22 protein-coding genes and 1 pseudogene are annotated in these 24978 nt (G+C 69.9%); 11 read left to right on the plus strand and 12 right to left on the minus strand.

Annotation, left to right across the window (positions count from 1 at the left end; genetic code table 11):
• Positions 1–103 precede the first annotated feature (103 nt).
• From BLQ75_RS00425 to BLQ75_RS00455, 7 genes are all read left to right on the plus strand, one after another.
• A complete protein-coding gene (locus tag BLQ75_RS00425; protein WP_170837249.1) occupies positions 104–2176 on the plus strand; it encodes a TIGR03986 family type III CRISPR-associated RAMP protein in 2073 nt (690 codons plus the stop codon).
• The gene (locus tag BLQ75_RS00430; RefSeq protein WP_092596095.1) at positions 2173–3567 is read left to right on the plus strand and encodes a Cas10/Cmr2 second palm domain-containing protein; all 1395 of its coding nucleotides are present in this window, start codon (positions 2173–2175) and stop codon (positions 3565–3567) included. The genes BLQ75_RS00425 and BLQ75_RS00430 overlap by 4 nt, the downstream gene beginning before the upstream one ends.
• Positions 3564–4121, plus strand: coding sequence for an RAMP superfamily CRISPR-associated protein (locus tag BLQ75_RS00435; RefSeq protein ID WP_092596096.1), 558 nt, complete (start codon positions 3564–3566; stop codon positions 4119–4121). The genes BLQ75_RS00430 and BLQ75_RS00435 overlap by 4 nt, the downstream gene beginning before the upstream one ends.
• Positions 4118–5341 carry a type III-B CRISPR module-associated Cmr3 family protein gene (locus BLQ75_RS00440; RefSeq protein WP_092596097.1) on the plus strand — a complete coding sequence of 408 codons (1224 nt, stop codon included), beginning with the start codon at positions 4118–4120 and terminating at the stop codon, positions 5339–5341. The genes BLQ75_RS00435 and BLQ75_RS00440 overlap by 4 nt, the downstream gene beginning before the upstream one ends.
• Positions 5338–6687 (plus strand): RAMP superfamily CRISPR-associated protein, encoded by a 1350-nt coding sequence (locus BLQ75_RS00445; RefSeq protein ID WP_092596098.1) that lies wholly within the window; start codon positions 5338–5340, stop codon positions 6685–6687. The genes BLQ75_RS00440 and BLQ75_RS00445 overlap by 4 nt, the downstream gene beginning before the upstream one ends.
• Positions 6684–7169 carry a hypothetical protein gene (locus tag BLQ75_RS00450; protein ID WP_092596099.1) on the plus strand — a complete coding sequence of 162 codons (486 nt, stop codon included), beginning with the start codon at positions 6684–6686 and terminating at the stop codon, positions 7167–7169. The genes BLQ75_RS00445 and BLQ75_RS00450 overlap by 4 nt, the downstream gene beginning before the upstream one ends.
• Before the next feature lie 112 nt (positions 7170–7281).
• A complete protein-coding gene (locus tag BLQ75_RS00455) occupies positions 7282–7635 on the plus strand; it encodes a hypothetical protein (protein WP_244515119.1) in 354 nt (117 codons plus the stop codon).
• 422 nt (positions 7636–8057) lie between these two features.
• On the opposite strand, the pseudogene BLQ75_RS24595 reads toward BLQ75_RS00455, so the two are convergent.
• The 8 genes and pseudogenes from BLQ75_RS24595 to BLQ75_RS00495 all read right to left on the minus strand — a co-directional run.
• A pseudogene (locus tag BLQ75_RS24595) lies at positions 8058–8315 on the minus strand (hypothetical protein); the annotation flags it as partial.
• 260 nt (positions 8316–8575) lie between these two features.
• On the minus strand, positions 8576–11029 hold the full coding sequence (locus tag BLQ75_RS00465) for a glycohydrolase toxin TNT-related protein (protein WP_139182866.1): 2454 nt from the start codon (positions 11027–11029) through the stop codon (positions 8576–8578).
• Positions 11030–11034: 5 nt separating this feature from the next.
• On the minus strand, positions 11035–11364 hold the full coding sequence (locus BLQ75_RS00470) for a WXG100 family type VII secretion target (protein ID WP_092596105.1): 330 nt from the start codon (positions 11362–11364) through the stop codon (positions 11035–11037).
• A complete protein-coding gene (locus BLQ75_RS00475; RefSeq protein WP_092596107.1) occupies positions 11364–11855 on the minus strand; it encodes a YbaB/EbfC family nucleoid-associated protein in 492 nt (163 codons plus the stop codon). Before BLQ75_RS00475 ends, BLQ75_RS00470 begins: the two co-directional genes overlap by 1 nt.
• Before the next feature lie 179 nt (positions 11856–12034).
• Positions 12035–12703: an adenosylcobinamide amidohydrolase gene (locus BLQ75_RS00480; protein WP_092596109.1), complete on the minus strand. Its 669-nt coding sequence runs from the start codon at positions 12701–12703 to the stop codon at positions 12035–12037.
• Positions 12700–13650 carry a hydroxymethylglutaryl-CoA lyase gene (locus BLQ75_RS00485; RefSeq protein WP_092596116.1) on the minus strand — a complete coding sequence of 317 codons (951 nt, stop codon included), beginning with the start codon at positions 13648–13650 and terminating at the stop codon, positions 12700–12702. The genes BLQ75_RS00480 and BLQ75_RS00485 overlap by 4 nt, the downstream gene beginning before the upstream one ends.
• A gap of 100 nt (positions 13651–13750) precedes the next feature.
• The gene (locus BLQ75_RS00490; protein ID WP_092596119.1) at positions 13751–14260 is read right to left on the minus strand and encodes a PH domain-containing protein; all 510 of its coding nucleotides are present in this window, start codon (positions 14258–14260) and stop codon (positions 13751–13753) included.
• Between the two features lie 113 nt (positions 14261–14373).
• Entirely contained in the window at positions 14374–15207 is an 834-nt protein-coding gene (locus tag BLQ75_RS00495) for a biotin--[acetyl-CoA-carboxylase] ligase (RefSeq protein WP_092596120.1), read from the minus strand.
• Positions 15208–15398: 191 nt separating this feature from the next.
• Here BLQ75_RS00495 and BLQ75_RS00500 point away from each other — a divergent pair, with 191 nt between their 5' ends.
• Complete coding sequence (locus BLQ75_RS00500) at positions 15399–17036, plus strand: acyl-CoA carboxylase subunit beta (RefSeq protein WP_092596121.1); 1638 nt, start codon at positions 15399–15401, stop codon at positions 17034–17036.
• Positions 17037–17160: 124 nt separating this feature from the next.
• On the plus strand, positions 17161–17451 hold the full coding sequence (locus BLQ75_RS00505) for an acyl-CoA carboxylase epsilon subunit (RefSeq protein WP_092596122.1): 291 nt from the start codon (positions 17161–17163) through the stop codon (positions 17449–17451).
• 556 nt (positions 17452–18007) lie between these two features.
• Here BLQ75_RS00505 and BLQ75_RS00510 read toward each other — a convergent pair.
• From BLQ75_RS00510 to BLQ75_RS00525, 4 genes are all read right to left on the minus strand, one after another.
• Entirely contained in the window at positions 18008–18214 is a 207-nt protein-coding gene (locus tag BLQ75_RS00510; RefSeq protein ID WP_043576372.1) for a hypothetical protein, read from the minus strand.
• Positions 18215–18417: 203 nt separating this feature from the next.
• Complete coding sequence (locus BLQ75_RS00515; protein ID WP_092596123.1) at positions 18418–19212, minus strand: putative protein N(5)-glutamine methyltransferase; 795 nt, start codon at positions 19210–19212, stop codon at positions 18418–18420.
• Positions 19213–19558: 346 nt separating this feature from the next.
• Complete coding sequence (gene glpK, locus BLQ75_RS00520) at positions 19559–21067, minus strand: glycerol kinase GlpK (RefSeq protein ID WP_092596124.1); 1509 nt, start codon at positions 21065–21067, stop codon at positions 19559–19561.
• Positions 21068–21169: 102 nt separating this feature from the next.
• Entirely contained in the window at positions 21170–21913 is a 744-nt protein-coding gene (locus BLQ75_RS00525; protein WP_092596129.1) for an MIP/aquaporin family protein, read from the minus strand.
• 330 nt (positions 21914–22243) lie between these two features.
• On the opposite strand from BLQ75_RS00525, the gene BLQ75_RS00530 reads away from it, so the two are divergent.
• Together BLQ75_RS00530 and glpD are read left to right on the plus strand one after the other, a co-directional pair.
• Positions 22244–23038 carry a DeoR/GlpR family DNA-binding transcription regulator gene (locus BLQ75_RS00530; protein WP_092596132.1) on the plus strand — a complete coding sequence of 265 codons (795 nt, stop codon included), beginning with the start codon at positions 22244–22246 and terminating at the stop codon, positions 23036–23038.
• 152 nt (positions 23039–23190) lie between these two features.
• Positions 23191–24933, plus strand: coding sequence for a glycerol-3-phosphate dehydrogenase (glpD, locus tag BLQ75_RS00535; RefSeq protein ID WP_092596134.1), 1743 nt, complete (start codon positions 23191–23193; stop codon positions 24931–24933).
• Positions 24934–24978 lie beyond the last annotated feature (45 nt).

Raw genomic sequence — 24978 nt, forward strand, 5'->3', positions numbered from 1 at the left:
AATCCCCCTCACGATCGATGATCGTTCGGTAACCTACCGCAGTGATCACCACTGGTGTTCCGCCGAACGCGCATTCGACTCGCGCAGCCTGGGGAGGCAGTGCTTGAACGACACCTTCGTGAACCCCTACACCTTCGTTCCGCTCCCGAAAGCTGCCCCGCACCGCTGTGAACCACACGGCCACCACGGACAGGGCGAGCTGCTCTCGGGAAAGCTGGAGCTCACGCTCCACGCGCGAACCCCGCTGCTGATCCGCGAGATGAACGAGACGGAGAAAGCGGAACCCGACCTGCCGCGCAGACCCGACGGCACCCCGATCATCCCCGGCTCCTCGCTGAAGGGAGCCCTGCGCTCGCTGCACGAGACCCTCACCGGCAGCTGCCTGCGAGTGTTCGACGAGGAATTCGTGCCCGGCTACCGCGATCCCGCCTCCACGGAGAGATCCGGCAAGCGGCACATGGCGATCGTGGAGCGGCACCACAGCGAGGAGACCCCGCCGGTGCTGCGGCTGTGCGACAAGAAATCGCGCGAAGCTCGGCTGCGCCAGGAGGAACTCGCACGAATCCACCGCGAGGAAGGGCCGCTGACCTCCGGTGACCGGCTGGAGGTGGATTTCGATGACGAAAGCGGAAGACCAGTACGAGCCCGCCATCATTCCGAAGGCAAGTGGGTGGTGTTGCTCAGCGACGCGAGCGCACGCAAGCAGCACCAGCCCTACTACGCCCACATCCGCAGATTCACTGGCGAATCCCCCGAGCAGCAGCTCCAACAGGAGGTTTGGGACGACTTCCGCAGCGCCGTCGAGAACGCCGACGAGCTGCGCACCGCACAACAGAACAAACGGGACGAGCAGAACCCCTTCACCGAGGTGACCTTCACCCACGTGCCGAAGGGCCGGAAGCCCGAGCAGGGCACCAGGTACGAGCTCGGCAGACGACACCTGGTCTCGAAACGACTACGGCCGGGCCAGCCGGTGTGGGTGACCACGAAGTCCAACGGCGAGATCGACAGCCTGCGGCTGGGCATGCTCGGACGTCACGCCGGTAAGTACACCGCCGGAGAGCGCATGGAGCCCGAACTGCGGCCCTGCCGCTACGACGACGATCTCTGCCCGAGCTGCCGGTTGTTCGGTTCCGCCGACACGGCGGGCAAGGACAGCGAGGAAGCACAGCAGCGCTCCTACCGGGGCCACGTCCGCGTCGGCGACGCGGTGGCGATCAACGAGGTGACGCCGCGGTCCGTGACGCTGCCGCCGATGGGCATTCCACGCCCCGGGGCTGGGCAGTTCTACCTGGTCAACGACGCCAAGGTTCGGGGCAACGCTGCGGTGGACCCGCCACTGCGGGAATGGGGCTCGGCCGCCGACCACGGTGATCAGCCACGTGGTCTTCGAGGCCGCAAGCACTACTGGCACACCCCGACCGAGAACGGAGAAAAGCCGAGTCGAGCCGAGGCGCGGAAACACCAGCTCAAGAGCAACATGACCAGTGAGGCGAAGCTGTTTCCGACCGGAACCCGCTTCGAAGTCACCATCGCTTTCACCGATATCGACGAGGTCCAGCTCGGTGGTCTGCTGGCCTGCCTGTCCCCGAGCTCGGTGCTGGGCGGAGAACTCTGGCAGCACGTCGGCGGCGGTCGCCCGCTCGGCCTCGGCTCCTGCACGTTCGAACTCGACGAGGACGCCAGTGAGATCCGGCGTTCCGGCGCACGCTACGGCGCGGCGCACGAACCGGTGGCTCCGACACCGGAGCGGTTCTTGACGGAGTTCCAGAGCTGGATGCGCCGACACGCCCCAGCCGCGCACGAACTCTGGCCGAAGCTGGGTAAGGCGCTGTCCCCGAACAGCGTGAATCCGAACTCGGTTTGGTACCCGCCGGGCGCGTACTGGGACCAGAAGGATTCCGAGGACTTCGACCGGGGCTACGAGTTCTGGAAGCGGACCAGCGGTACAGAGCTGAAGCCCAATACCGACGGTCCCCGAACAGGTTACCCGTTGCTGGCACTGCCGGACATCGACGAGCAGCACCAGGAACTGCCGATCATTCCCAATGCCCAGGGCAGCGACGAGGAGAAGGCCGAAAAGCTGCCGAACCAGGCGTGGCCTCCGAGTAACCAGCGAAGCGGCGCACGGGACAACGCGAACCGGAAGAACAACCGGAAAGGCAAGCGGAGATGAGTGACTATCTGGATGTGGCGGTGGTGCGCATCCAGTCGTGGTTGAGCCGGGTCCCGGATCTGCGCGGACGACGGGGGGCCTCCGCCATGATCAGGCGGGCCACCGAACCCGTAGCGATCGACTCGCTGTTGACGGGTTGGCAGGACCACGCGGAGCGGTGCACCGAGGCGGGCCACGTGGACGGCGTGGTGCCGCTGCTGCTGCACGCCGAGGACGAGGAGACACAGCGTCGGGTGGAGCGGCTCGTGGTGGGGCACCTGCGCGAGTGGTTACCGGGAGCTTCGCTGCGCAGCACGCTGCGGCGGGGCGAGGACTGGCTGGCAGCCCACGACGGCGCCCCAGCGTGCTGGGAGCGGGACTGGCCCGCCGCCGTCTCCGAGTGGCCGCTGGGCAAGGAGTGCGACTGGTGCCAGACGTGGCCCGCGAACGGCCACCGCTGGACCGGCGCACAGGAAAATCCCAAGCGGGAGGAGCTGTGTCCGGACTGCCTGCTCCGGTACGACCACGGAAAACCACGCGGTGATCAGAAAGAGCCCGCTCCCGGGACCGAGCGGGAACTGCTGGAACGCTGGGAGCAGCAGTACAACACCGCCGCGAGGGTTCCACACAAGTTCCCCGACCTGGTCGAGGAGTTCGGCGAGCGCGGCGACCACACGCACCTGGCGACCGTGTACGCCGACGGCGACGCCATCAGCCGGTTCGGCAAGGAGCTGCACAAGCAGCGGTCTCGCGGTCGTGGCGGCGAGTTCGACATGGCCAAGGCCATCGACGAGGCGACCTGGACCGCCCTGTTGAAAGGAATCGAGGCGGTCAAGGACTCCGACACCGAGACGCTGCCGCTCGTGGCGCACCTCGTCGGTGGCGACGACGTGCTGGTCAGCCTGCCCGCGCACCGCGCGTGGCTGTTCGCCCTGCGGATGCAGCGGAAGTTCCACGAGTCGCTGCGGGAATCGCTCAAAACCGCCGGTCTGGGGACCATCACGGCACCCACGCAGTCGGTGGGCATGGTGTTCCACCACCACTCGAGTCCGTTGGCCACGGCCTCGGACCTGGCCGAGGAGTTGTTGAAGGAGACCAAGCGCGACCACCGGAGCAGCAGGGCCTCGCTGGCCTGGCAGGACATCACCCACGACGGGCCGCACCCGGTCGGCCGCGGCGGCATCACTCCGGAAACGCTGGAGCGCTGCTGGGGCGACTTGACGAAACTGTCGAGGCTCGGCGGATCCGCACTCGCCAACCTGGCCAAACTCGCCCGATCGAACGATCAACAGCGGCTCCACCAACAGGCCGAACGGCTGGGCCGCGAGGAACTCGTGGCGAAGTTCGACTCCGAAACCATCCCGCTCGCGGACGCGGTGGGAATGGTGCGCTGGTGGAAGGAGTGGTCATGAAATCCACGGTGGAATTCGAGATAATCTTCCACGGACCGTTCCGGGTATCGACCGGGCACGCCCGCTCGGGAGTGGACTCTTCCGTCCCCGATACCGAGCGACTGCCCAACACCAGTCTGAAGGGCGTCATGCGCGCCACCGCCAAGCGGCTGCTCGGTGAGGAAGCGGCGATCGTCGGCGAGGTGTTCGGCTCCTACCGCCACGAGTCCCCGTGGCGCTGGAAAAGCGCGAAGCCTGAAACCTCCAACTGGCCCGCTCCACAGCCCGCGGCGCGGGTGCGGATCGACCCGAACACCCACAGCACGAGCGAGAACATGCTGGCGGTCAGCGAACAGACCTGGGCCGAACGCGCGAGGTTCAGCGTCCAATCGCGCGGCCACCTGAGCGAGGAAACACTGCGCAGACACCAACTGGTGCTGGCCGTGACCGGGCAGGCCATCCACTCGCTGGGCGCGGAGACCCGTCGCGGCCTGGGCTGGGTCGGCATCAGCTGCACCAACGTCGAACTGGACGAACGATCCGTGGCGGAATTCCTGGAGTTGAAGCAGGCATGACCGAACACGCATTGGTGACAGTGCGTCTCAAAGAACCGATGGTGGCGGGCAAGAACCCGCGCGCCGACTCCAGGCAGGACAGTCACGACCACGTCCCCGGCTCGGTGCTGCGCGGGGCGCTGGCGGCGGTGTGGCTGCGGGAGCACGGCACCGCGATCAACACTTCCCCGGAGTTCGAGCGGATCTTCGAGGGAGAAGGCTCCTTCGGGCCGCTGCACTACGCGTCGAGCAAACCCGTTCCGCTGTCGATGCTGACGCACAAGTACGAACCCACCTTCAGCTGCAAGCAGTTGTGGTGGGACCGGGCTCGTGACGAGAAGGAGAGCCACTGCCCCGTCCAAAAATGCGCCAGTCCGCTGGAGGAGAGCAAGGGACAACCGTACGGCAAGGTTCCGAGCGTCGACCGCACCATGGTCGCGCTGTCCACCGACGGCGTGGCGCTGGACGGCAGCCTCTACAGCCAGCGGGCGGTACAGGACGGCCTGCTGTTGCGCGGCTGGGTTCACGGCGACGCCGTGCGGGCGCTGTATCCCGAGGGCACGGCCGTCGACTCGCTGCTGCTGGGGTCACGACGCAGCCTGCGCGGTGAAGCCACGGTGGAGGTGGACACCGAAGCGATCCCCGAACCGGTGGAGCTCTACGGCGACGACCTCGTACTGCGGCTCACCTCGCCCGGCGCGTTCGTGGACGAGTTCGGTATGCCCAGTGCGACGCCGGATCCGGAGGAGCTGTCCGAACAGCTTGATGTGTCCGAGGTGGAGATCATCGACTCCTGGACCCGCTGGGAGGAGGCCGGTGGGTGGCACGCGGCCAGCGGGCTGCCCAAACCCGTCGAGCGGGTGGTCGCGGCCGGTTCGACCTACCGGGTGAAGTGCGCGGAACCTCCCACCGAAACCGCCCGACGCCGACTGATGGCACGCGGAATCGGCCTGCGCCGCCGCGAGGGCTTCGGGGCGCTCTACCGGTGCGAACCGCCGTGGGGAATCAGCGCCTTTACCGGGCACGCAGCCGCGTTGCGAGCTCATCCGGAGCTGGTCTCACGGTTCCGGGCACGGCTCGAAGAGATCCGGCTGGATAACGCCGACGATTCCAGGTTCGACGATGCGCTCCGGTCCACCGAGTACGACGAGCGAATCCACCAGGCCATCCAAGCGGTGCTCACGGTCAAGGACGCGGAAATCTACGAACAGATCTTGAGGTACATGGAGCAGAACCGATGAAAAGCGCGCTGTTCAGCGTCCGGCTGCGCATGCTCACGCCAGGTGGCGTGACCGCGCCTGAAGCACTCTACGCACCGCAGGACACAGTGCCACTGCGCCGGGACCACAACAACGACGTTCATCTCCCCGGCTCGACCGTGGCGGGCAGCCTGCGGGAGCACTGCGCTCGTTACACCGAGCTCGCCCCCACCGAGAGACTGCCCGAGTTGTTCGGCCCGGCCCCGGAAGCGAATGAGCGGCGCGCCGCTTCACCGGTCGGGGTGCTGGGCACACTGCTGCGCTCCGAGAAGGAAACCTCGTCTGCCAAGCGCACCTCGATCGATCGGGAACGCGGGGCGGCGGCCAACACCAAGTTGCACCACACCGAGCTGCTGGCCGCCGGGACCGAGTTCGACGTGGTGCTTCGCTGGGACCGCCCCGACGAGCGCCTCGATACACTCCTGCGGGCGTTGCGGGAGTGGCGGCCGAGCATCGGACGCGGTACCACTCACGGAGCCGGAAAGTGTCAGGTGGTCGGACTCGGACACCGCGTCTACGACCTCGCCGACAGCAAGGACCTGCTGGACTGGATCGGACTCACCTCACCGGAGGACTACCCGACCGCGCAGCCGTGCACGGCCGACGCCGCGGACGACCGGCTGATCGACGTGGAACTGCGCATCGTGGACGGCCTGCACATCGGTACGGGAGAGACCGAGACGGATTCGGAAACCGGACGGGAGAGAAGCCCGGCACTCAAGCGTGACGGCGAGTTCCTGGTGCCGGGTACCAGCCTCAAGGGAGTGTTGCGCTCCCGCGTGGAGTACATCTGCCGCGTGGTAGGCGCTCCGACATGCACGGGCAGGAATCGTGAGGATCGCGAGGATCACGAAGAGCGCGGGAATTGCGGGCACTGCAGACCGTGCCGGATCTTCGGGTTCAGCGGCAAGGAAGCGCACACCCGCCGCGCCAGGATCGCGGTGCACGACAGCATCGTGACCGAACCCGTCAAGGAGTTGCGGCAGCACGTGGCCATCGACAGGTTCACCGGCGGTGCGCGGGAGAAGCTGCTCTACACCGACGAGGTGGTGACGGCGGGTCGGTTCCGGCTGCGCATCGACGAGCTCGAACCGCTCGACGAGCCGGAACCGGCCGGGGCGTCGGACTCAGCTGCGGATACGACCCCCCGTATCGGTACGAACCGGTTGCTGCTGGAAACGGCGCTGACCGACATCCACGACGGGCTGGTCGGCATCGGCGGTCGGACCACGGCCGGATGCGGCACCGTCAGGGTGAGCGATCCCGACTGGCAGCGTCCCGCCGAGATGACGGAGCTGGCCGAACGGCTGCGTGAGGAGCACGTATGAGCACTTCGTGGACGCTGCACGGCAGCGGACGTCGTCGTCTGGATGACGACGGCTGGGCGGAACTGCATCGGATGACCGAGGACTGGACGGCGGCGTGGTCGGACAACAACGGCTTCCACCTGGAGACCATGCCCGAGCGGGCGCCGGTGAGCACGCAGTTGTGGGCCTGGACCCCCGGGAAGTGGTTGCGGGTTCGGCTGGATCCACCCCACTGGTGGGCGGCGCTGCTGTGCTGCGGAGCCGAGCAGGACGACGGCGACGATCTCGTCGAGGAGCCGTGGACCACCGATGAGGTGGAACGGCCGCGAATCGACCGCGTACTGCACTGGAACGGCAACGACAAGCGCATCCAGCAGCTCCGGAGCCCGAAGGAGCGACTGCTCGAACACGAGATCGTCCGGCTGATACCGCTGCGTTCCCGACCGACCACCGCGACCTTCATCGGCGGCAGGGATTCACTGCCGCGATCGCTGCGCGAGTAGCGGTGGGTTCACCGTTAGGTTGTCGACCGGACATGCGAGCGGGCGATGACGACGTGGAGGTCGGGACACAGCGAAACGGACGATCCCGAGAGGAATCGCCACCGTGTTCGCGGTGGCGATGTTCCTGTTACTGCTGTTTTTCGGTGTCGAGAAATGGATACTGTGGACGATCGGCGTGCTGACCGTGGTATCGCTCGCGGCCGAGGTCGGGCGCGAGGTGATGGCACGGAGCGTCGAGAGCCTGAAGACGGACTCGTTCGTATCCCCTGACACCCTCGCTCGGGCCAAGAACGCCGTGGGCGCGCTCGACGGGAGCGTGGCACACACCGCGAGCCTCTACGAGTTCACGGAGCACGCACTGCGCGGCGAGGTCGAACGGCTCGAAGCCGAGCACAACGGCGGGAGCAGGTTCCCGAAGAGGGACGACGAATCCCGCACCGGTTCCGCGTCGAAGCGAAGCGGCTGAACACTCCGTGGCCGCCCTGAGTCCGGCTGCCGAGCTCCGGGACGGGGCCGGGCGAGCGTCGCGATTTCTCGCGAAATCACCGTGCGGATGGGGAGCACTCAGCCGCCCGAGGGCTCCCGCCCCGGCCTGGCGGTGCCCTGCTCGGTTCCGGAGGTTTCCCGGGTGGAGGCCACGGCGTCGGATTCGGCGGTGGGCTCCGGGGTATCGCCGTGATCTCGCTCCGGGGGATGCCCGGCAGCGGTAGCAGCGGCGGGGTTGCCTGTCGCGGGATTCCCGGTTCCAGGAGCCGCCGCGCCGGGAGTGGCCGGGGTGTTGCCGGTGGCGGGGGTCACCGGACCGCTGCCCGCACCGGGTGAACCGCTGCCGGGATCGGCCGAGCCACCGGGGATCGGAACTCCCCTGGGTGGCGTGCTGCCGGAGTCGAGCGGCCCGACCGCGCCCCGCAGCGCCTGGGTCCAGGTCAACCGCCCGAACAGGTAGAAGCAGGCCACCCGCTCGTCCGAGAACCTCGCCCAGTCGTAGCGGTTGCCCTGCTCGCGCCAGAACACGTCCCAGACCGGCTGCCCCTCGGAGTCTTCCCGCAGCAGGCACCAGGCGTCGTCGGTCTCCGCTCCGACGGAGACCACCCGCGACGGCACGCCCATCGTCTCGAGCCACCCCGGCACGGATTCGGAATTCATCACGCCTCCTAAGCAGGACTCTGTTACCTCGATTTGCGTGGAGAGTCACTTGGCGGAATCTCGCGCACGGCTCTCGCTGCGGGTGCCCCGACTTTGGGTAGCGACACACAACGTCGGAGCCGTCCTCGCGAGAGCCGCACGGGAGAACCCGCGGCGGTGCCGACTGCGAGGGCGGTCGGAGTTCGACCCGCGGAAGTGGTGGGAGTCCCATGCGGGGAGCCACAGCAGAACTGTCCCAGCACCAAGAGAACAAAAAGACATCAGCGCATCGCTCCGGCGGGATCATCCGCCGAACTCATGTCGTTGCTCCGGATTCGCACGGTCTGTTCCGTCTCGTCGGGCTCCGCCACGAGGTCCGAGGGTGCGGAGTCCGGTTCGGACTCGGTCACGTTTTCCGAGTCGGTGTCCTGTTCGGATTCGGTGTCCGGATCGACCAGCACTCCCAGCGCCACCAGCTCGGTGATCGGGTGCGTCGTGCGGTAGCGCAGTCCCGTCCCGGGCTGTTCGAACCAGGCGACGGCCCGCGTGTGCCACACCGGCAACGGCCGCACCACGCGGTACCGACGGTAGGGGCGCTCCCGGAACTCCGGGGGAAGCGAGCGGTTCGCGAAGCACGTTCCCGCCGGGGCCAGCACGAGCCCCCACTCATCGCCCAGCCGGTCGAGCAGGGTGTCCGGCGGCATAATCTCGGGACGCGGCTCCTCGGCCCCGTTGTCCGGGAAGCCGTGCCGCACCGGCCAGTCGTAGGCGTGCGTCCCGTTCTCCCCCGGCCCGGGAAGCAGGTAGCGCCGCTCCCACTCGAACTCGCCGACATCGGCCTCCGGACCGAGCGGTTCGTAACCGACCAACAGTTCCCCCGGAATCGCGCGGTCGGGTTCCGCCACCGAGCACAGCGCGGTGCCGGGTGCGGGCTGGCATGCGAATCCCGGCCCGTCCAGCTCCTCGACGAGGTCCGCTCGCGGGTGCGACTGCGGCGGAACCGTGAAGGTGTCCCGTTCGGACGGCTGTCCGGAAGGCGACCACTGCCTGCTGGGCCGCGTCTCGGCCACCGGCATGTGCCCCAGCGGGAACTGGTGCAGCACGAACGCCACGACAGCGGGGTCACGCTGGTTCTCCCGCGCCGGACGCCGCCCCTCGGCGGGCTGCTGCGCGGGCTGCTGCGGCTGCTGCGACATGCCCCCGCCCGGCGTCAACGGAGCCCGCCCCGCCTGGGGAACCGCCCCCGGATGGGCCGCTCCGGTGAACTGGTGCCCCGCCCGTGGCGGAACGCCCGGGCGGGCAGCACCGGCCTCCTGGCCCGGCTGCCCGATCGGCCGACCGCCGCCCGGAGGAGCGGGCGGCGGCGCGGCGCCCGGCACCGGCCGCTGCGGCTGCCCCGGCGAACCGGGTTGTCCCTGCGAACCGAACTGCCCCGGTGGCGGTGCCGGGTTCGGCGGTGCCGCCCCCGCCTGGCCCGGCACGGGTGCTCCCGGCGGAGCCTGCGGCGGCGGAGGTGCCGAAGCGGCTCCGGGAGCGGCCCAGGCTCGCTGGACGGAGTGCGGTGCGGTGCTCGGATCGTGCTCCGCCTCGACCCGCTGCCCGCCGACGCCTGCCTCCCGGACAGCGGACTCGGCAACCGGAGGCGCGACCGGGTCCACGGCGGGGATCGGCCCGGTGCCCGCCTCGGCTCCGGTGTCCGGTGCGGCCCCGGCACGCCGCAGCGTCTCCGGGGACACGGGGCCGGTCAGTTCCCGGTCGGGAGCACCACCGCTCGGAAGCCCCCCGGGCGGGTTCCCGGCTTCCTCCGGCGCGGCGGTCGGCCCCCGGTCCTCGGCTCCCGCCGTGGCGGGGTCCAGCAGTTCCGAGATCCTGCCACCGGGAGAGCGGTCCCCCTGGACTCCCTGGACTCCCTGGAGTCCCTGGGCTTCCTGGGCTCCCGGGGCTTCCGGTACTTCGCCCGGAAGGTCCGCGGCCGAGGCCGTGGGCTCTCCGGCGAACCGCCCGATCCGCCCGGCATCGTCCGCCGCTCCCGCGAGCTCGGCGGGGTCGGGCGGATCGGCGACACGTTCCGTAGCGCCCGGAGGAACACTGGCCGGTGAATCCATCGGTGAATCCACGACCCGCGCGGGATCGACAACGTCGCCGCTGTCCCCGAGGGCCATCACCGCACCGGGCGCCCCGCCGGAACCGACCAACGGCCCAGCCCCCGGAGGAGCACCGGAGTCGATGCCCACCCCACCGGAACTGTCCACCGCACTCACCAGAGCACGGTTGAGCTCGGCGATGTTGGTGGCGGTTCCGCTGACCGCCGACTCGGCCCGCACGGCGGCGGTGGGATTGCCCGCACCGGCGGCCCGCTCGGCCGCGTCGGTCTGTTTCGCGAGCGCGACCAGCTCACGCACGATCCGAACCTTGGCCGCCCCCACTTGCTCCGCCGCGTGATCCAACCGCTCCGCCGCCGCCCTGCACTCCCGCGCACAGCCCGGCAGCTTTCCGGTGTCCGGTTCGACGAACCCCCGCCACTGCCTGTTCGCGGCGCGGCCCGCCTCCCCCTCGACGGCGGCGAGCGCACCGTTGGCGGAGTTGTCGGAGGAGGCGGCCAGCCCGTCCAACGAGTCGGCGGCACGGCGCCAGGCCGAAGCGGCCTCGCGCATGGCGTCCTCGTCCGCCTCGGGCCAGTGCGTGCCGGTACGTTCGGCCACGCCACGCAGCTCCCCGGGAAGTTCGATCCCCAATCCGATCACCCCCGGCCCGGCTCGGTGTCGGTCCCGTCGAGTCGCTCGGCGGCGGACTCGTCGGCGAGGCGGTAGGTCTCGGCCATCTCCGCCAGGTTCTTGCCCATCTCCTCCAACCCGTCCGGCAGGTGTTCCAATTCGCTCAGCGCGCGCTCGGTCCCGGGCAGGTGAAGCTCGGCGAACCTGCTGCCCGCCTCGTCGGCCCCCCAGCAACCCGCTGTCGCGTCCAGCGCGGTGCGCAGCTCGTCGCTGATCCGCCTGGCGCGCTCGGCGTGCTCGGGGAACTCCCCGGCGTGCTCGGTGAGTTTCCGGGGGTCGCTGTGGAAACCTGTCATCACCGGCTCCGTTCCGCCGCTCCGACGTCCCGCAACCAACTCCGCGGTTCGGGCGACTCCTCCTGTTCGGGCTCCGCTGGTGAGGTCTCCGGATCATTGTCCGCACGCCCGGAGCCACGCGGCACCGACACCCCGGTGACGGGCGGCGGGGCGACCTCCGCGCGGAAAGCGGCGGGGTCGCTTCCGGAGGGCAGCACCGTCGCGAGCACGGCGTCGGTGCGCTCGGCGACCCGTTCGGTGGCCGTACCGGACAGCCGGACGATCAGCCGACCGAGCTCCTCGGGCCGGTGCGTGCGGTAGGCCTGTTCGGACAGCCACAACCGCCGCAGCGCTCCCCCCGAGCCCACGGTGACCGAGACGGTCCCCCGCTCGTCGCCGACGGTCTCCTCGATCGCGGCGAGCTCGTCACCGACCTCGGAGAGCCGCTGTCTGCTGCGCCGATAGTCGGCGATCATCTCATCGACCTGCGCGCGGTGGTCGATCAACGCCACTCACCTTCCTCCACTGCCGTCCGCCCCTGCCGCCGGGTGGCCGCCGCTGGGACGCGCCGGGACACGCGGCGGTTCCACCCGGACCGGAACGCCGGAACGATCCTCGCGCCGATACTCCGCCACCCGCCACCGAACGGGAAAACCGGCGAGCCGCCGGACGAGACCCGGCGGAGGATCGCTCATCCGTGACGCGGGTTCGTCACGCGCAGTCCCTCGGTCACCGCCCGGTGCACCACACGGGCCAGCGGCGCACCGATCACGGAGCGCGGCCCGCCGTAGGGTTCGGGCTCGCCGTCGGGCGGGCACAGCACCACGGTCGCGTCGGTGCACGTCCCGGTACCGGCCACACCGGCCTCCAGCAACGCCTGCGCCTTGGCCTCGGCGACGGTGGCGACCAGGTTGACCAGCGCGGACTCGCTCAACCGCACCGGCAGGAAGCACACCGCGTTGATGGTGCCCGGCGTGTAGCCGCGCACCAGGTGGGAGGTGTCGGCGGCGTCGTGCGCGGCCCAGATCGGATAACCCACTCCGGTGGTCACGCTCGCCCGCACCCCGGCTTCGGCGGCGGTCACCTCGTGGCGCACGTCCACGGCGGTCAACAACCCCGTACCCGCCCCTTCGAGGCCGAGCTCGCCCGCCATCTCGGCGACGTGCGCGGCCGGATCAGGGCGGTCGTATCCACTGGGGACGGTGGCGTTGAGCACCCAGCGACGCGTTCCGAGCCCACCACCGTACGAACCCGAGGAGACGGCCAACCACTCGCCGGGGCACTCCCAGACCAGCAGCGGTTGTCCCCGCAGCGTGCGCGGGCTCGTGGCCGGGAAGCGCGCGGCCTCCGCCGCCGTCACCGCGCCAGCGCCTTGACCACCGGCGACGGGCTGGGCTTGCCGAGCCGCTCGGCCATCCAGGTGCTGGTGTCCACCAGCATCTCCAGATCGACACCGTGCTCGATTCCCAGTCCCGACAGCATCCACACGAGATCCTCGGTGGCCAGGTTGCCGGTGGCCGACCCGGCGTAGGGGCAGCCGCCCAGACCGCCCGCCGAGGCGTCGACGGTGCTCACACCCAGGCGCAGCGCCGCGTAGGTGTTGGCCAGCGCCTGGCCGTAGGTGTCGTGGAAGTGCACCGCGAGCCGGTCGGTGGGCACGTCCGCCGCGCGGAACCCGCGCAGCACGCCCTCCACCTGGCCGGGGGTGGCCACACCGATGGTGTCACCGAGGGAGAGCTGGTCACAGCCCATCTCCAGCAGCCGCTTGCCCGCGCTGACCACCTGCTCGACCGGAACGGCGCCCTGCCAGGGATCGCCGAAGACCATGGAGAGGTAGCCCCGCACCCGCATTCCGGAGGCGAGGGCGCCGCGCACGACCGGGCGGAACATCTCGAACTGGTTCTCGAAGCTCCGGTTGAGGTTGCGCTGGGCGAAGCTCTCGGTGGCCGAGGCGAAGATCGCGATGTCGGCCACGCCCGCCTCCCTGGCCCGGTCCAGTCCGCGCTGGTTGGGCACCAGCACGGGATAGCGCACACCGGGTTTGGGCGAGAGCCCGTTGACGACCTCGGCGGCATCGGCCAGCTGGGGAACCCAGTCGGGGTGGACGAAGCTGGTCGTCTCGATCACCGGCAGTCCCGCTGCGTTGAGCCGGTTTAGGAACTCCAGCTTGACGCCGGAGGGGATCACACCGCTCTCGTTCTGCAGACCGTCCCGGAGTCCCACTTCCCAGATCGTCACCCGCTCCGGCAGCTCCGGGCTCTCCGGGGAACGCGTGGCCTCCGGCAGGCCCAGCGCACGTACGCCCATCGAAATCTCCTCCTGGAATCCATAACGGGACTGGCCCGTGTGGTCGGTCGACCGGCGAGCGAACCGGCGACTCGCGGCGGGGCACGGACGACGGCGGGAGTCACCGACCGTCCGGATACCGGTCGTCGGGCTCCTCCTCGACCGCGCCGTACAGCAAGGACTGCACCCGATCCACCTCCGGGATGTCGTCGAACTCCAGCGGCTCGTCCGAGGCGGACTCGACGATCAGCGTTCCGCTGCCGAGCAACCGGTCGAGCAGCCCACGGCGGGAGCGGACGCTGTTGATCCGCCCGAGCGGAATGTGCACCCCGGAACGGGTGAACACCCCTTCACGGATCATCAGGCGGTGGCTGGTCACCACGAAGTGGGTGGTGCGCCAGCGCAGCAGCGGACTCAGCACCAGCCACAGCAGCAGCACACCGCCGATCACCGCGAGCGCCGCGCGGGCCGGGGTCCGCCAGGCCAGCGATTCGGTCAGCACCGCGAGGAAGCCCGCACCGGCCAGCACCACCACCAGCACGAACAACGGCCCCACCAGCAGTTTCCAGTGGGGGTGGCGGTGCAGCAGCACGTGCTCCCCCTCGCCGAGCTGGTCATCGGGATAAGCCACCGGTGGTCCCCCTTCGGATCAGCAGCGAGCCGTGCTCACCGTACCGGCCGGGCCGGTGGTCTCCCCTCCCCTGCCCACGGGAACCCGCGCGACGCGGCCCGGGGCGGCACCGGTCACCGCCGCGCCGGACGCAGGTGCACGACGTCACCGGCCGAGACCGGGGTACGCGTCCCGTCCCGGTCCCGGACGACGAGCCTGCCCTCGGTGTCCACGTCGCGGGCCTCGCCCTCCAGCACGCGACCACCGCCGAGCTCGACACGCACCCAACGGCCGATCGTGCCGCACAGCGGCCGGTAGCGCTCCAGCATGCCGCCGTCCACGGCCTCCTCGGAGACTCCCTCGCGCCAGCGCAGCTCGATCTCGGACAACCGCTCCAGCAACCGGGCCAGCAGCTCGGTGCGATCCACCTCCGCTCCCTCCGCCGCGACGGAGGTCGCCGGCAGCCCGCCGGCGCTCTCGGGCAGGCTCGCGGCGTCGTGGTGCACGTTGACCCCGATCCCCAGCACCACGGCCATACCGTCCAGAGTGGTCACCGCCTCGGCGAGGATCCCCGCCGCCTTGCGGTCGCCGCCGAGCAGCAGGTCGTTCGGCCACTTCAGCTCGGCCGCCAGCCCGGTGGTCTCCCGCACCGTCTCGGCCAGCGCGGTGCCCGCCAGCAGCGGCAGCCAGGACAGCGCGGTACGCGCGGCCACCACGGGGCGCAGCAGCACGCTCACGTGCAACCCGTAGTAGCGCGGCGACACCCAGGAACGCCGCATCCTGCCCCGCCCCGCCCGCTGTTCCTCCGCGACGAGCACGGTGCGGTCGGCGGAACCGGCGTTGGCCGCCGCCACCAGGTCGGTGTTGGTCGATCCGGTAACGGTCACCACGTCGAGCGCGCGGTACGCACCGCCGTCGAGCAGGCGGGCGCGCAGCGCCTCGGCGTCCAGCGGGGGCGGGGTGGTCATGGGACCAGGCTATGCCGAAGACGTCCCGGTCGGAGACGGTCACCCGGTGCTCCCGTCGCCAGCCCCTCCGCCACGGGCGGCGGGCTCCCGCCCCGGCCAACCGGACGGCCGATTCCGCCGCACGCGGGAGTGACGCTCGTCACCGGAGACCTCTTCGTGGAAGACGACCACGTCTGGCTAGGCTGCCGGGCATGAGCAGTGCGACCGAACCGATTGGTGAGCCGTCTGTCGGTGAGCCGGACATCCACACCACGGCCGGGAAGTTGGCCGATCTGTATCGGCGCAACCACGAGGCGGTGCACGCCGGCTCCGAGCGAGCGGTGGAGAAACAGCACGCCAAGGGCAAGTACACCGCGCGCGAACGGATCGACTTGCTGCTGGACGAGGGATCGTTCGTCGAGCTGGACGAGCACGCCCGACATCGATCGACGAACTTCGGGATGGAGCAGTCCCGCCCGTACGGCGACGGCGTGGTGACCGGTTACGGCACGGTGGACGGTCGCCAGGTGTGCGTGTTCTCGCAGGACTTCACCGTGTTCGGTGGCTCGCTGGGCGAGGTGTTCGGCGAGAAGATCGTCAAGGTGATGGACCTGGCCCTCAAGACCGGATGTCCGCTGATCGGCATCAACGACTCCGGCGGCGCCCGCATCCAGGAGGGCGTGGCCGCGCTCGGGCTCTACGCCGAGATCTTCAAGCGCAACACCCACGCCTCGGGGGTGATCCCGCAGATCTCGCTGATCATGGGGCCGTGCGCCGGGGGCGCGGTGTACTCCCCGGCGATCACCGACTTCACCGTGATGGTCAACGAGACCTCGCACATGTTCATCACCGGCCCCGACGTGATCAAAACCGTCACCGGCGAGGACGTGACCTTCGAGGAGCTCGGCGGGGCGCACTCGCACAACTCGAAGTCGGGCAACGCCCACTACATGGCCTCCGACGAGGAGGACGCGATCTCCTACGTCCAGGAACTGCTGTCCTACATGCCGTCCAACAACCTCGCCGAGCCGCCGGTGCTCGACGCGCCGACAGAGACCGGCAAGATCGTCGAGAACCTCACCGAGGCCGACCGGGAACTGGACACGCTGGTCCCCGACTCGCCGAACCAGCCCTACGACATCCACGAGGTGCTCACCCGGGTGCTCGACGACGGCGACTTCTGCGAGGTCTCCAAGCTGTTCGCACCGAACATCGTGACCGGGTACGGGCGCGTCGAGGGGCACAGCGTCGGAGTGGTGGCCAACCAGCCCACGCAGCTGGCCGGCACGCTGGACATCGAGGCCAGTGAGAAGGCGGCCCGGTTCGTCCGCACCTGCGACGCGTTCAACATCCCGGTGGTCACCTTCGTGGACGTGCCGGGATTCCTGCCGGGCACGGACCAGGAGTGGAACGGCATCATCCGGCGCGGCGCCAAGCTGCTCTACGCCTACGCCGAGGCCACCGTCCCGCTGGCCACCGTCATCACCCGCAAGGCCTACGGCGGGGCCTACGACGTGATGGGCTCCAAGCACCTGGGCGCCGACATCAACCTGGCCTGGCCCACCGCCGAGATCGCGGTGATGGGTGCGCAGGGGGCGACCAACATCCTCTACCGCAGGCAGCTGTCCGAGGCCGCCGAGCGCGGCGACGACGTCGAGGAGGTGCGGGCGCGGTTGCAGCAGGAGTACGAGGACACGCTGTGCAACCCGTACGAGGCCGCCGAGCGCGGTTACGTGGACTCGGTGATCCCGCCCTCCCACACCCGTGGCTACCTGGCGAGGTCGCTGCGGATGCTGCGCGGCAAGAAGGACACGCTCCCGGCCAAGAAGCACGGCAACATCCCGCTGTGAGCCGTGGCGGTCCTCCGGTGGCGCTCGCGGCGCGTGGAGCACTCGCCGCGAGCGCTGTTCCGCCGCTGCCCGGGACCGTTATGCTGACTCCCACCCACGCACACCCGTGTATGGAAGGTGCGCCTTGAGCGACGATCCGGTTGCCGATTCCGGCGAATCCGCCCGCCCGGAGACGGGCGAGCCCCAGCGGCCCGTACTGCGTGTCGAGCGTGGCAGGCCCGACGACGTCGAGGTGGCCGCGTTGGCCGCGGCGCTGACCGGGCTGGCGGCGGCGAGCTCCGACGGCGGAGCCACCGAGCGGCCCGCGCGCATGTCCTTGTGGGGGGACCGTGCCGCCGCGCTGCGCTACCCCGGTGGGAGGCGGCCGCTGCGACCGGGCCCGAACGCCTGGCGGGCCTCCGCGCTGCCGCTGTGAGTCCGTCCGTTCGGCGTCGATCTCCCACGAAACCACCGCCGCTGCGGACGAAGCCGGGCGGTGTGCCGAGGGGCATGGGAGTCGGATGCGTCGTGAGGCGTTGAGGCACGTGGCGTAGGTCGCCACTCGAAGCACCCCGTAACGCGGCGAGGCGCTGTCTCGCGGTTCTTCGGCGCTCCCGGCGCCGAAACGACCACGCACGCAGTCCAGCCAACCGCGGGTTCTCCCGCGCGGCTGGGACCACCAAGCTGTGGAATCCACATCATGCGGTGTGAGCAGCGTTCGTGTCCCGGTGCGTGAGTCGGATGCATTGCAAGGCCGGGCCGCTCGCCGCGTAGGTCGCTACTCAAGAGCCGGCCCAACGCCCCTCTTTTCGGCGCTCCCGGCGCCGAAACGACCACGCACGCAGTCCAGCCAACCGCGGGTTCTCCCGTGCGGCTCTCGCGAGGACGCCGGAGACGTTGTGTAGTACCTACCCGATGTCTCCGGATCCGCAGCGAGAGCCGCACGAGAGGTTCCGCCAACCGAGCACCCGAGCGAGGCAACCGGTCCACTCTCACACAGGAGGGCGCAGACCGCGCATGTGTCCGTCCCCCTGGCACTGGGGGCAGGTGCGCCACTCCCCGAGCGTCATACCGGCGTGGGTGTCCTCCGTGGCCCGGATCATGTAGAGCCGGGGTTCGCTGACCTTCTGGAAGCCGCCGCAGTTCGGGCACACCGTGTTGGGGCCGTGTTCGAAGTTCGGTGAGTACTGCTCGTTCATGCCCCGCCTCACTGGAATAGCTCACTGGGATGACCGCTGGGTTGGCACGGACCGGCTCCGTCCATGCTGCCATCGGTGGAACCCGCTGGACCGCCGTGGCCGCTCCTCCCGAGAACCGAGCCCTCCCGGAATCCACCCCTCTCGCGAACACCGCGCGACACCGGCAGCGCGGTGTTCCCACGAAACCACGGAACGCTCCGGGGTCAGGCCCCCGCCGGGGTGGCGACCACCACCGTGGCGTCGTCCTCCTCGGAGCGGACCACGCGGGCGCGCAGCCCGTGCTCGGCACAGACGGCCACCGAGCGGTCGGCCTGCCGCTCACCGGTCTCCAGCAGCAGGTGCCCTCCCGGCGACAGCCACCGGAGGGCCCCGGCGGCGATCCTGCGCTGGACGTCGAGCCCGTCGGCGCCGCCGTCCAACGCCACCCGTGGTTCGTGCTCCCGCGCCTCCGGCGGCATCGAGGCGATCGCTCCGGTGGGAACGTAGGGCGCGTTGGCCACCAGCAGTTCCACTCGCCCGCGCAGCGCCTCGGGCAGCGCCTCGTAGAGATCCCCTCGGTGAACCGTGCCGCCGAGTTCGGCGAGATTGCGGCGCGCACAGCGCACGCAGTCGGGGTCGATGTCGCAGGCGTGCGGCTCGATCCGCTCCGCCGCTCCCGCCACTGCCGCGGCGATCGCGGCGGAACCGCAGCACAGCTCGACCACCACGTCCCCGGGGCGTACCAGCGAGAGCGCCTGGCGAGCCAGGAACTCGCTGCGTCGCCGGGGCACGAACACCCCGGGTTCCACCACGTAGCGGGCGCCGAGGAACTCCGCCCAGCCGAGCACGACCTCCAGCGGCGTCCCGTCCACCCGGCGTCGTGTCATCTCGCGCAGCTCGGCATCCGTGGGGGCGGCGGCCAACAGCAGTTCCGCCTCGCGCTCGGCGAAGACGCAGCCAGCCGTGCGCAGCTCGGCGACGGTGTCGGTCAGCGATCGGGAATCACCCTGGGAGGTCACGAGGTGGACACGCTACCCCGCTCGATCCGCCCGATCGGAGTCCGGGGTCGGCCGACGGCGGTGGCCCACGAGCACGAACCGCCCCGCCGGGCCGCCTCCAGTGGGCGCCGAGGCGGCCCGGCGAGAACACCCGTCCCGCGTTGCCGCGGGAACGGTGCTTTCGGCGTTTCGACGCCGAAGCGAGCACTCCCGCGGCCCGACCGGCCACGGGCGTTCCCTCCCCGCGCTCCCGCGAGGAGCCGGAGAAGCCGCGAGTCGCCCACCCGGTTCCTTCCGCTCCCGGGGCCGGGAGTCGACGGGAGGTCCCGCCGCACGAGCACGTCGGCGAACCGGGCGGGCGACCGGGTCACTCCTCGACCCAGCCGAAGGTCTTGGTGACGGCCTTCTGCCACTCGCCGTACTGCTGCTCCCGGGCCTGCTCGGACATCTTCGGATCCCACTCCTTGTCCTTGGCCCAGTTGGCGCGGATGTCCTTCTCCCCGGACCAGAACCCGACGGCCAACCCGGCCGCGTAGGCCGCGCCGAGCGCCGTGGTCTCGTTGACCTTCGGGCGGATGACGGGGACGTTGAGGATGTCGGCCTGGAACTGCATCAGCAGCTCGTTGTTGACCATGCCGCCGTCCACCTTGAGGGACTTGAGCTCGACCCCGGAGTCCGCGTTCATGGCCTCGGCGACCTCACGGGTCTGGAACGCGGTGGCCTCCAGCACCGCACGCGCCAGATGGCCTCGGTTGACGAACCTGGTCAGACCGGCGATCACGCCGCGCGCGTCCGAACGCCAGTGGGGCGCGAACAGCCCGGAGAAGGCGGGCACGAAGTACGCGCCGCCGTTGTCGTCCACCGAGGCGGCGACCTGCTCGATCTCGGGAGCGCTGCCGATCATGCCGAGGTTGTCGCGCATCCACTGCACCAACGAGCCGGTAACGGCGATCGAGCCCTCCAGGCAGTACACCGTGGGCTGCTCGTCGATCTTGTATCCGACCGTGGTGATCAGCCCGTTCTCGCTGAGCACGGGCTCGGTTCCGGTGTTGAGCAGCAGGAAGTTCCCGGTGCCGTAGGTGTTCTTGGCCTCGCCGGGGGTCAGGCAGGCCTGACCGAAGGTGGCCGCCTGCTGGTCACCGAGTATCCCCGAGATCGGCAGCCCGCCGAGCACGCCGCGCTTCCGGAAGTATCCGTAGACCTCGGAGGAGGAACGGATCTCCGGCAGCATGGACATGGGGATGCCGAACTCGGCGCAGATGTCGGGGTCCCAGCTCAGCGTCCGCAGGTCCATGAGCATGGTGCGGGAGGCGTTGGTGGGGTCGGTGACGTGCAGCCCGCCCTCGGTTCCTCCGGTGGAGTTCCAGAGCACCCAGGTGTCCATCGTGCCGAACATCAGCTCGCCGCGTTCGGCCCGTTCCCGCGCGCCGTCCACATTGTCCAGGATCCAGCGGATCTTGGTACCGGCGAAGTAGGTGGCCAGCGGCAGGCCGGTCCGGGACTGGTACCTGCTCTTGCCGCCCTCGCCCCGCGCCAGCTCGTTGACGATGGCGTCGGTGCGGGTGTCCTGCCAGACGATCGCGTTGTAGACGGGCTCACCGGTGTGCCGGTCCCAGACCACGGTGGTCTCGCGCTGGTTGGTGATGCCGACGGCGGCTATCTCGGACAGCACCAGGTCGGCCTTGGCCAGCGCACCGGCGCACACCTGCCGCGTGTTGGTCCAGACTTCCATCGGGTCGTGCTCGACCCATCCCGCCCTGGGCAGGATCTGCCGGTGTTCCACCTGGTCCACGGAGACCACCTGACCGGAGTGGTCGAAGATTATGCACCTGGTGGAGGTGGTTCCCTGGTCGATGGCTGCGATATAGGAGGCCATGTCGCTACCTTCCGATCGGCGCGTGTGGTTGGCGATGACGGTGTCGGCTCCGAGAATGCCCCCTGTGCGAACGGCGGGCAGGTCCTCCGGGCCGAGGCGTGATCAGACCGCGGGCAGGGCGAGCGCGAGCGCCCCGGCGGCGGAACCTCCGATGATCGGGCCGAGGATCGGCACCCAGGAGTAGGCCCAGTCGGCGCCGCCCTTGCCCCTGATCGGCAGCAGGGCGTAGGCGATGCGGGGGCCCAGGTCGCGGGCGGGGTTGATCGCGTAGCCGGTCGGACCGCCGAGCGAGCTGCCGATGCCGATGACGATGAAGGCCACGGCCGCGTAGCCGAGCGCGGCGTTGCCGAACTCGGGAATCCCGTCCGGACCGGAAGCGGCACCGGGGCTGAGCAGGATCCAGAACACCAGCACGAAGGTGCCGATGATCTCGGTGACCAGGTTCCAGGGCTTGTTGCGCACGGTGGGGCCGGTCGCGAAGATCCCCAGGGTGTTGGCCGGGTCGTCGTGGGTGTCGAACTGCAGCTTGTAGGCCGCCCAGCAGACCGCGGCACCCAGCGCGCCGCCGACGAGCTGCGCCACCAGGTAGACCGGTACCAGCGACCAGTCGAGCTGCCCGTTGACGGCGAGCCCGAAGGTCACCGCGGGGTTGATGTGCGCCCCGGCGGGGGCGGCGATGCTCGCGCCCGCGAACACGGCGAAGCCCCAGCCGAAGTTGACCAGCAGCCAGCCCCCGCTGTTTCCCAGGGTGTCGCGCAGGGTCACGTTGGCGACCACGCCGCACCCGAGCAGGGTCAGCGTGGCGGTGCCCAGCAGTTCGAAGACGAAGATCGCGCCCGCGCTCATCTCGTGCCTCCCGCTCTGTTCCGCATCCGACCGGCGGGAGCGCTACCCGCCCGGCCGAGGGTCGAAGTTTCGTGTGTCCTGTACCACCGCATGTCGGTTACTACCTCCGGCTGAAGCCCGGGTTTCTCACTGTGGAAGATTGGGTCACACTAGACCTGTGAAAAGAAACATTGCAATAACCTCAGCTTGATGTTTTTATCGGTTCAGATGGTTTACTTGTGACGTCCGGGGGCGAATCCCCGTCATCGCGACACCGTCCGGATCACGGACGGGCTTTCGGCGGCGGTGGAGGATGGCACCTGTCCGTGAAACAGGAGTGGTGCGAGAGGAATGACGATGGCCACGCAGGGCAGGCGACCGTCCGGACGACAGCAGGACCGCAGACGCAAGATCACCGATCTGGTCATGGCGGAAGGAACCCTGCGCATCGACGACCTGATCGCGACGGTCGACGCCAGTGCGATGACCGTCTACCGGGACCTGGCCGAGCTGGAGTCCCAGGGGCTGGTGCACCGCAACCGGGGCTACGTCTCCGCCGCGTCCTCGCTGCTCTACGAGGCCGCCTCCGAGTACCGGCTGCAGCAGAACGAGGCGGAGAAGACCGAACTGGCCAAGGCCGCGATCGAGCTGGTCGAACCCGGACAGGCGCTGATGCTCGACGACTCGACCACCGGCGTCTACCTGGCCCGGCTGCTGCCGGAACGTGCACCGCTGACCGTGGTGACCAACCACCGGGGCGTGTTCGACGAGCTCGCCGGACAACAGGGAATCCATCTGATCTGCGTCGGAGGCGACTTCCTGCCCTGGGCGGACGCCTTCGTAGGGGGCATGGCGCTGGATGCGCTCCGCGGAATGCGAGTGGACCTCGCGATCATGTCCGTCTCCGCCGTCACCGACGGTGTCTGTTTCTATCCGCAACAGGAAATGGTGCAGCTCAAAAAAGCCATGCTCGCCTCGGCGAGCCGCCGCGTGCTCTACGTAGACCACACCAAGTTCAGCAGGCGCGCACTGCACGCGGTCTCACCGGCCGAGTACTTCGACACCGTGATCGTCGACTCGAAAACCCCGCAGGCGGAGGTCGAGGTCCTGCGCGAACGGGGCGCGACGGTGCGGCGGGCCGGATGATCCGCGTCCCGACCGCTCCCGATCCGGACACCGCGGGTGACACACCACGCGCGGGGCGTGTCGATCCGGCATCATGAGCACTGTCGGATGTACTCGCGGTGAGGCGTTCCGCCCAGGGGCGGTGGGCTGCGAAACGAGCGAGGAGGACGCTAGTGTCCAGCGACAAACCGGAAGTCACCGGGCAGCCACAGGGCAAGCTCGGCCCCGACGAACACGAGGAGAACTGGCGGCGCCTCGGCGACGAGGAGTTCGACGTCGTCGTCATCGGTGGTGGCATCACCGGAGCCGGAGTCGCCCTCGACGCGGCCACCCGGGGACTGCGCGTGGCCCTGGTGGAGGCTCGCGACCTGGCGGCGGGGACCTCCAGCCGCTCCAGCAAGCTGTTCCACGGCGGACTGCGGTACCTGGAGCAGCTCGAGTTCTCCCTGGTGCGCGAGGCGCTGCACGAACGGGAGCTGATGCTCAACCGCCTCGCCCCGCACCTGGTCAAACCGGTCAGCTTCCTCTACCCGCTCACCCACCGGATCTGGGAGCGTCCCTACACGGCCGCCGGGCTGCTGCTCTACGACCGCATGGGCGGCGCCCGCTCCGTCCCGGGCCAGAAGCACCTGACGCGCGCCGGGGCGCAGCGGATGGTCCCGGCCCTGAAGCGGGACGCCATGATCGGCGGCATCCGCTACTACGACGCGCAGGCCGACGACGCCAGGCACACCATGACCGTGGCCCGCACCGCCGCGCGGTACGGCGCGGTGGTGCGCACCTCCACCCAGGTGGTCGAGTTCCTGCACGAGGCCGACAGGATCGCGGGCGCGCGGCTGCGCGACGTCGAGGACGGCAGGGAGACCGAGGTCCGCGCCCAGGCGGTCATCAACGCCACCGGTGTGTGGACCGACGAACTGCAGCGGCTGTCCGGCGGACGCGGGCGCTTCCGGGTACGCGCGAGCAAGGGCGTGCACGTGGTCGTGCCGCGCGACAAGATCGTCTCGGACAGCGGGCTGATCCTGCGCACCGAGAAGTCCGTGCTGTTCGTGATCCCGTGGGGCAACCACTGGATCATCGGGACCACCGACACGGACTGGAACCTGGACCTGGCGCACCCGGCCGCCACCAAGCGCGACATCGACTACATCCTGGAGCACGTCAACGGCGTGCTCGCCACCCCGCTGACCCACTCGGACATCGAAGGGGTCTACGCCGGGCTGCGCCCCCTGCTGGCCGGTGAGAGCGACGACACCTCGAAGCTCTCCCGCGAGCACGAGGTATCCAGGGTGGCTCCCGGCCTGGTCGCGATCGCGGGCGGCAAGTACACCACCTACCGGGTGATGGCCAAGGACGCCGTGGACGCGGTCAGCAACGACGTCTCCGGCCGGATGGCCTCCTCGATCACCGACAGGGTGCCGCTGCTGGGCGCCGACGGCTACCACGCTCTGGTCAACCAGGCCGACCAGATCGCGGCCGCGCACGGACTCCACCCCTACCGCGTGCGGCACCTGCTGGACCGCTACGGCTCGATGATCCACGAGGTGCTCGCGCTGGGTGACAGCAGGCCCGAGCTGCTGAAACCGATCGACGAGGCCCCCAACTACCTCCGGGCCGAGGTGGTCTACGCGGTGCGCTACGAGGGGGCGCTCCACCTGGAGGACGTGCTCACCAGGCGCACCCGGATCTCGTTCGAGTACCCGCACCGCGGCGTGGACTGCGCCGAGCAGGTGGCGCGGCTGATCGGAGCGGAGCTGGGCTGGGACGAACAGCGCGTCAACAGCGAGGTCGAGCGGTACTCGGCACGCGTCGAGGCCGAGCGCGAGTCGCAGAACCAGCCCGACGACCAGGCTGCCGACGCCACCCGCGTGGCGGCTCCGGAGGCCCGCGAGGGGATCGTGGAACCGGTGGGCTGAGGGCCGGAATTCCCGCCACGGCCGGGTACCGCGCGACACCGCCGG

The sequence above is a fragment of the Actinopolyspora xinjiangensis genome (assembly GCF_900104475.1).
GTDB classification, from domain to species: domain Bacteria; phylum Actinomycetota; class Actinomycetes; order Mycobacteriales; family Pseudonocardiaceae; genus Actinopolyspora; species Actinopolyspora xinjiangensis.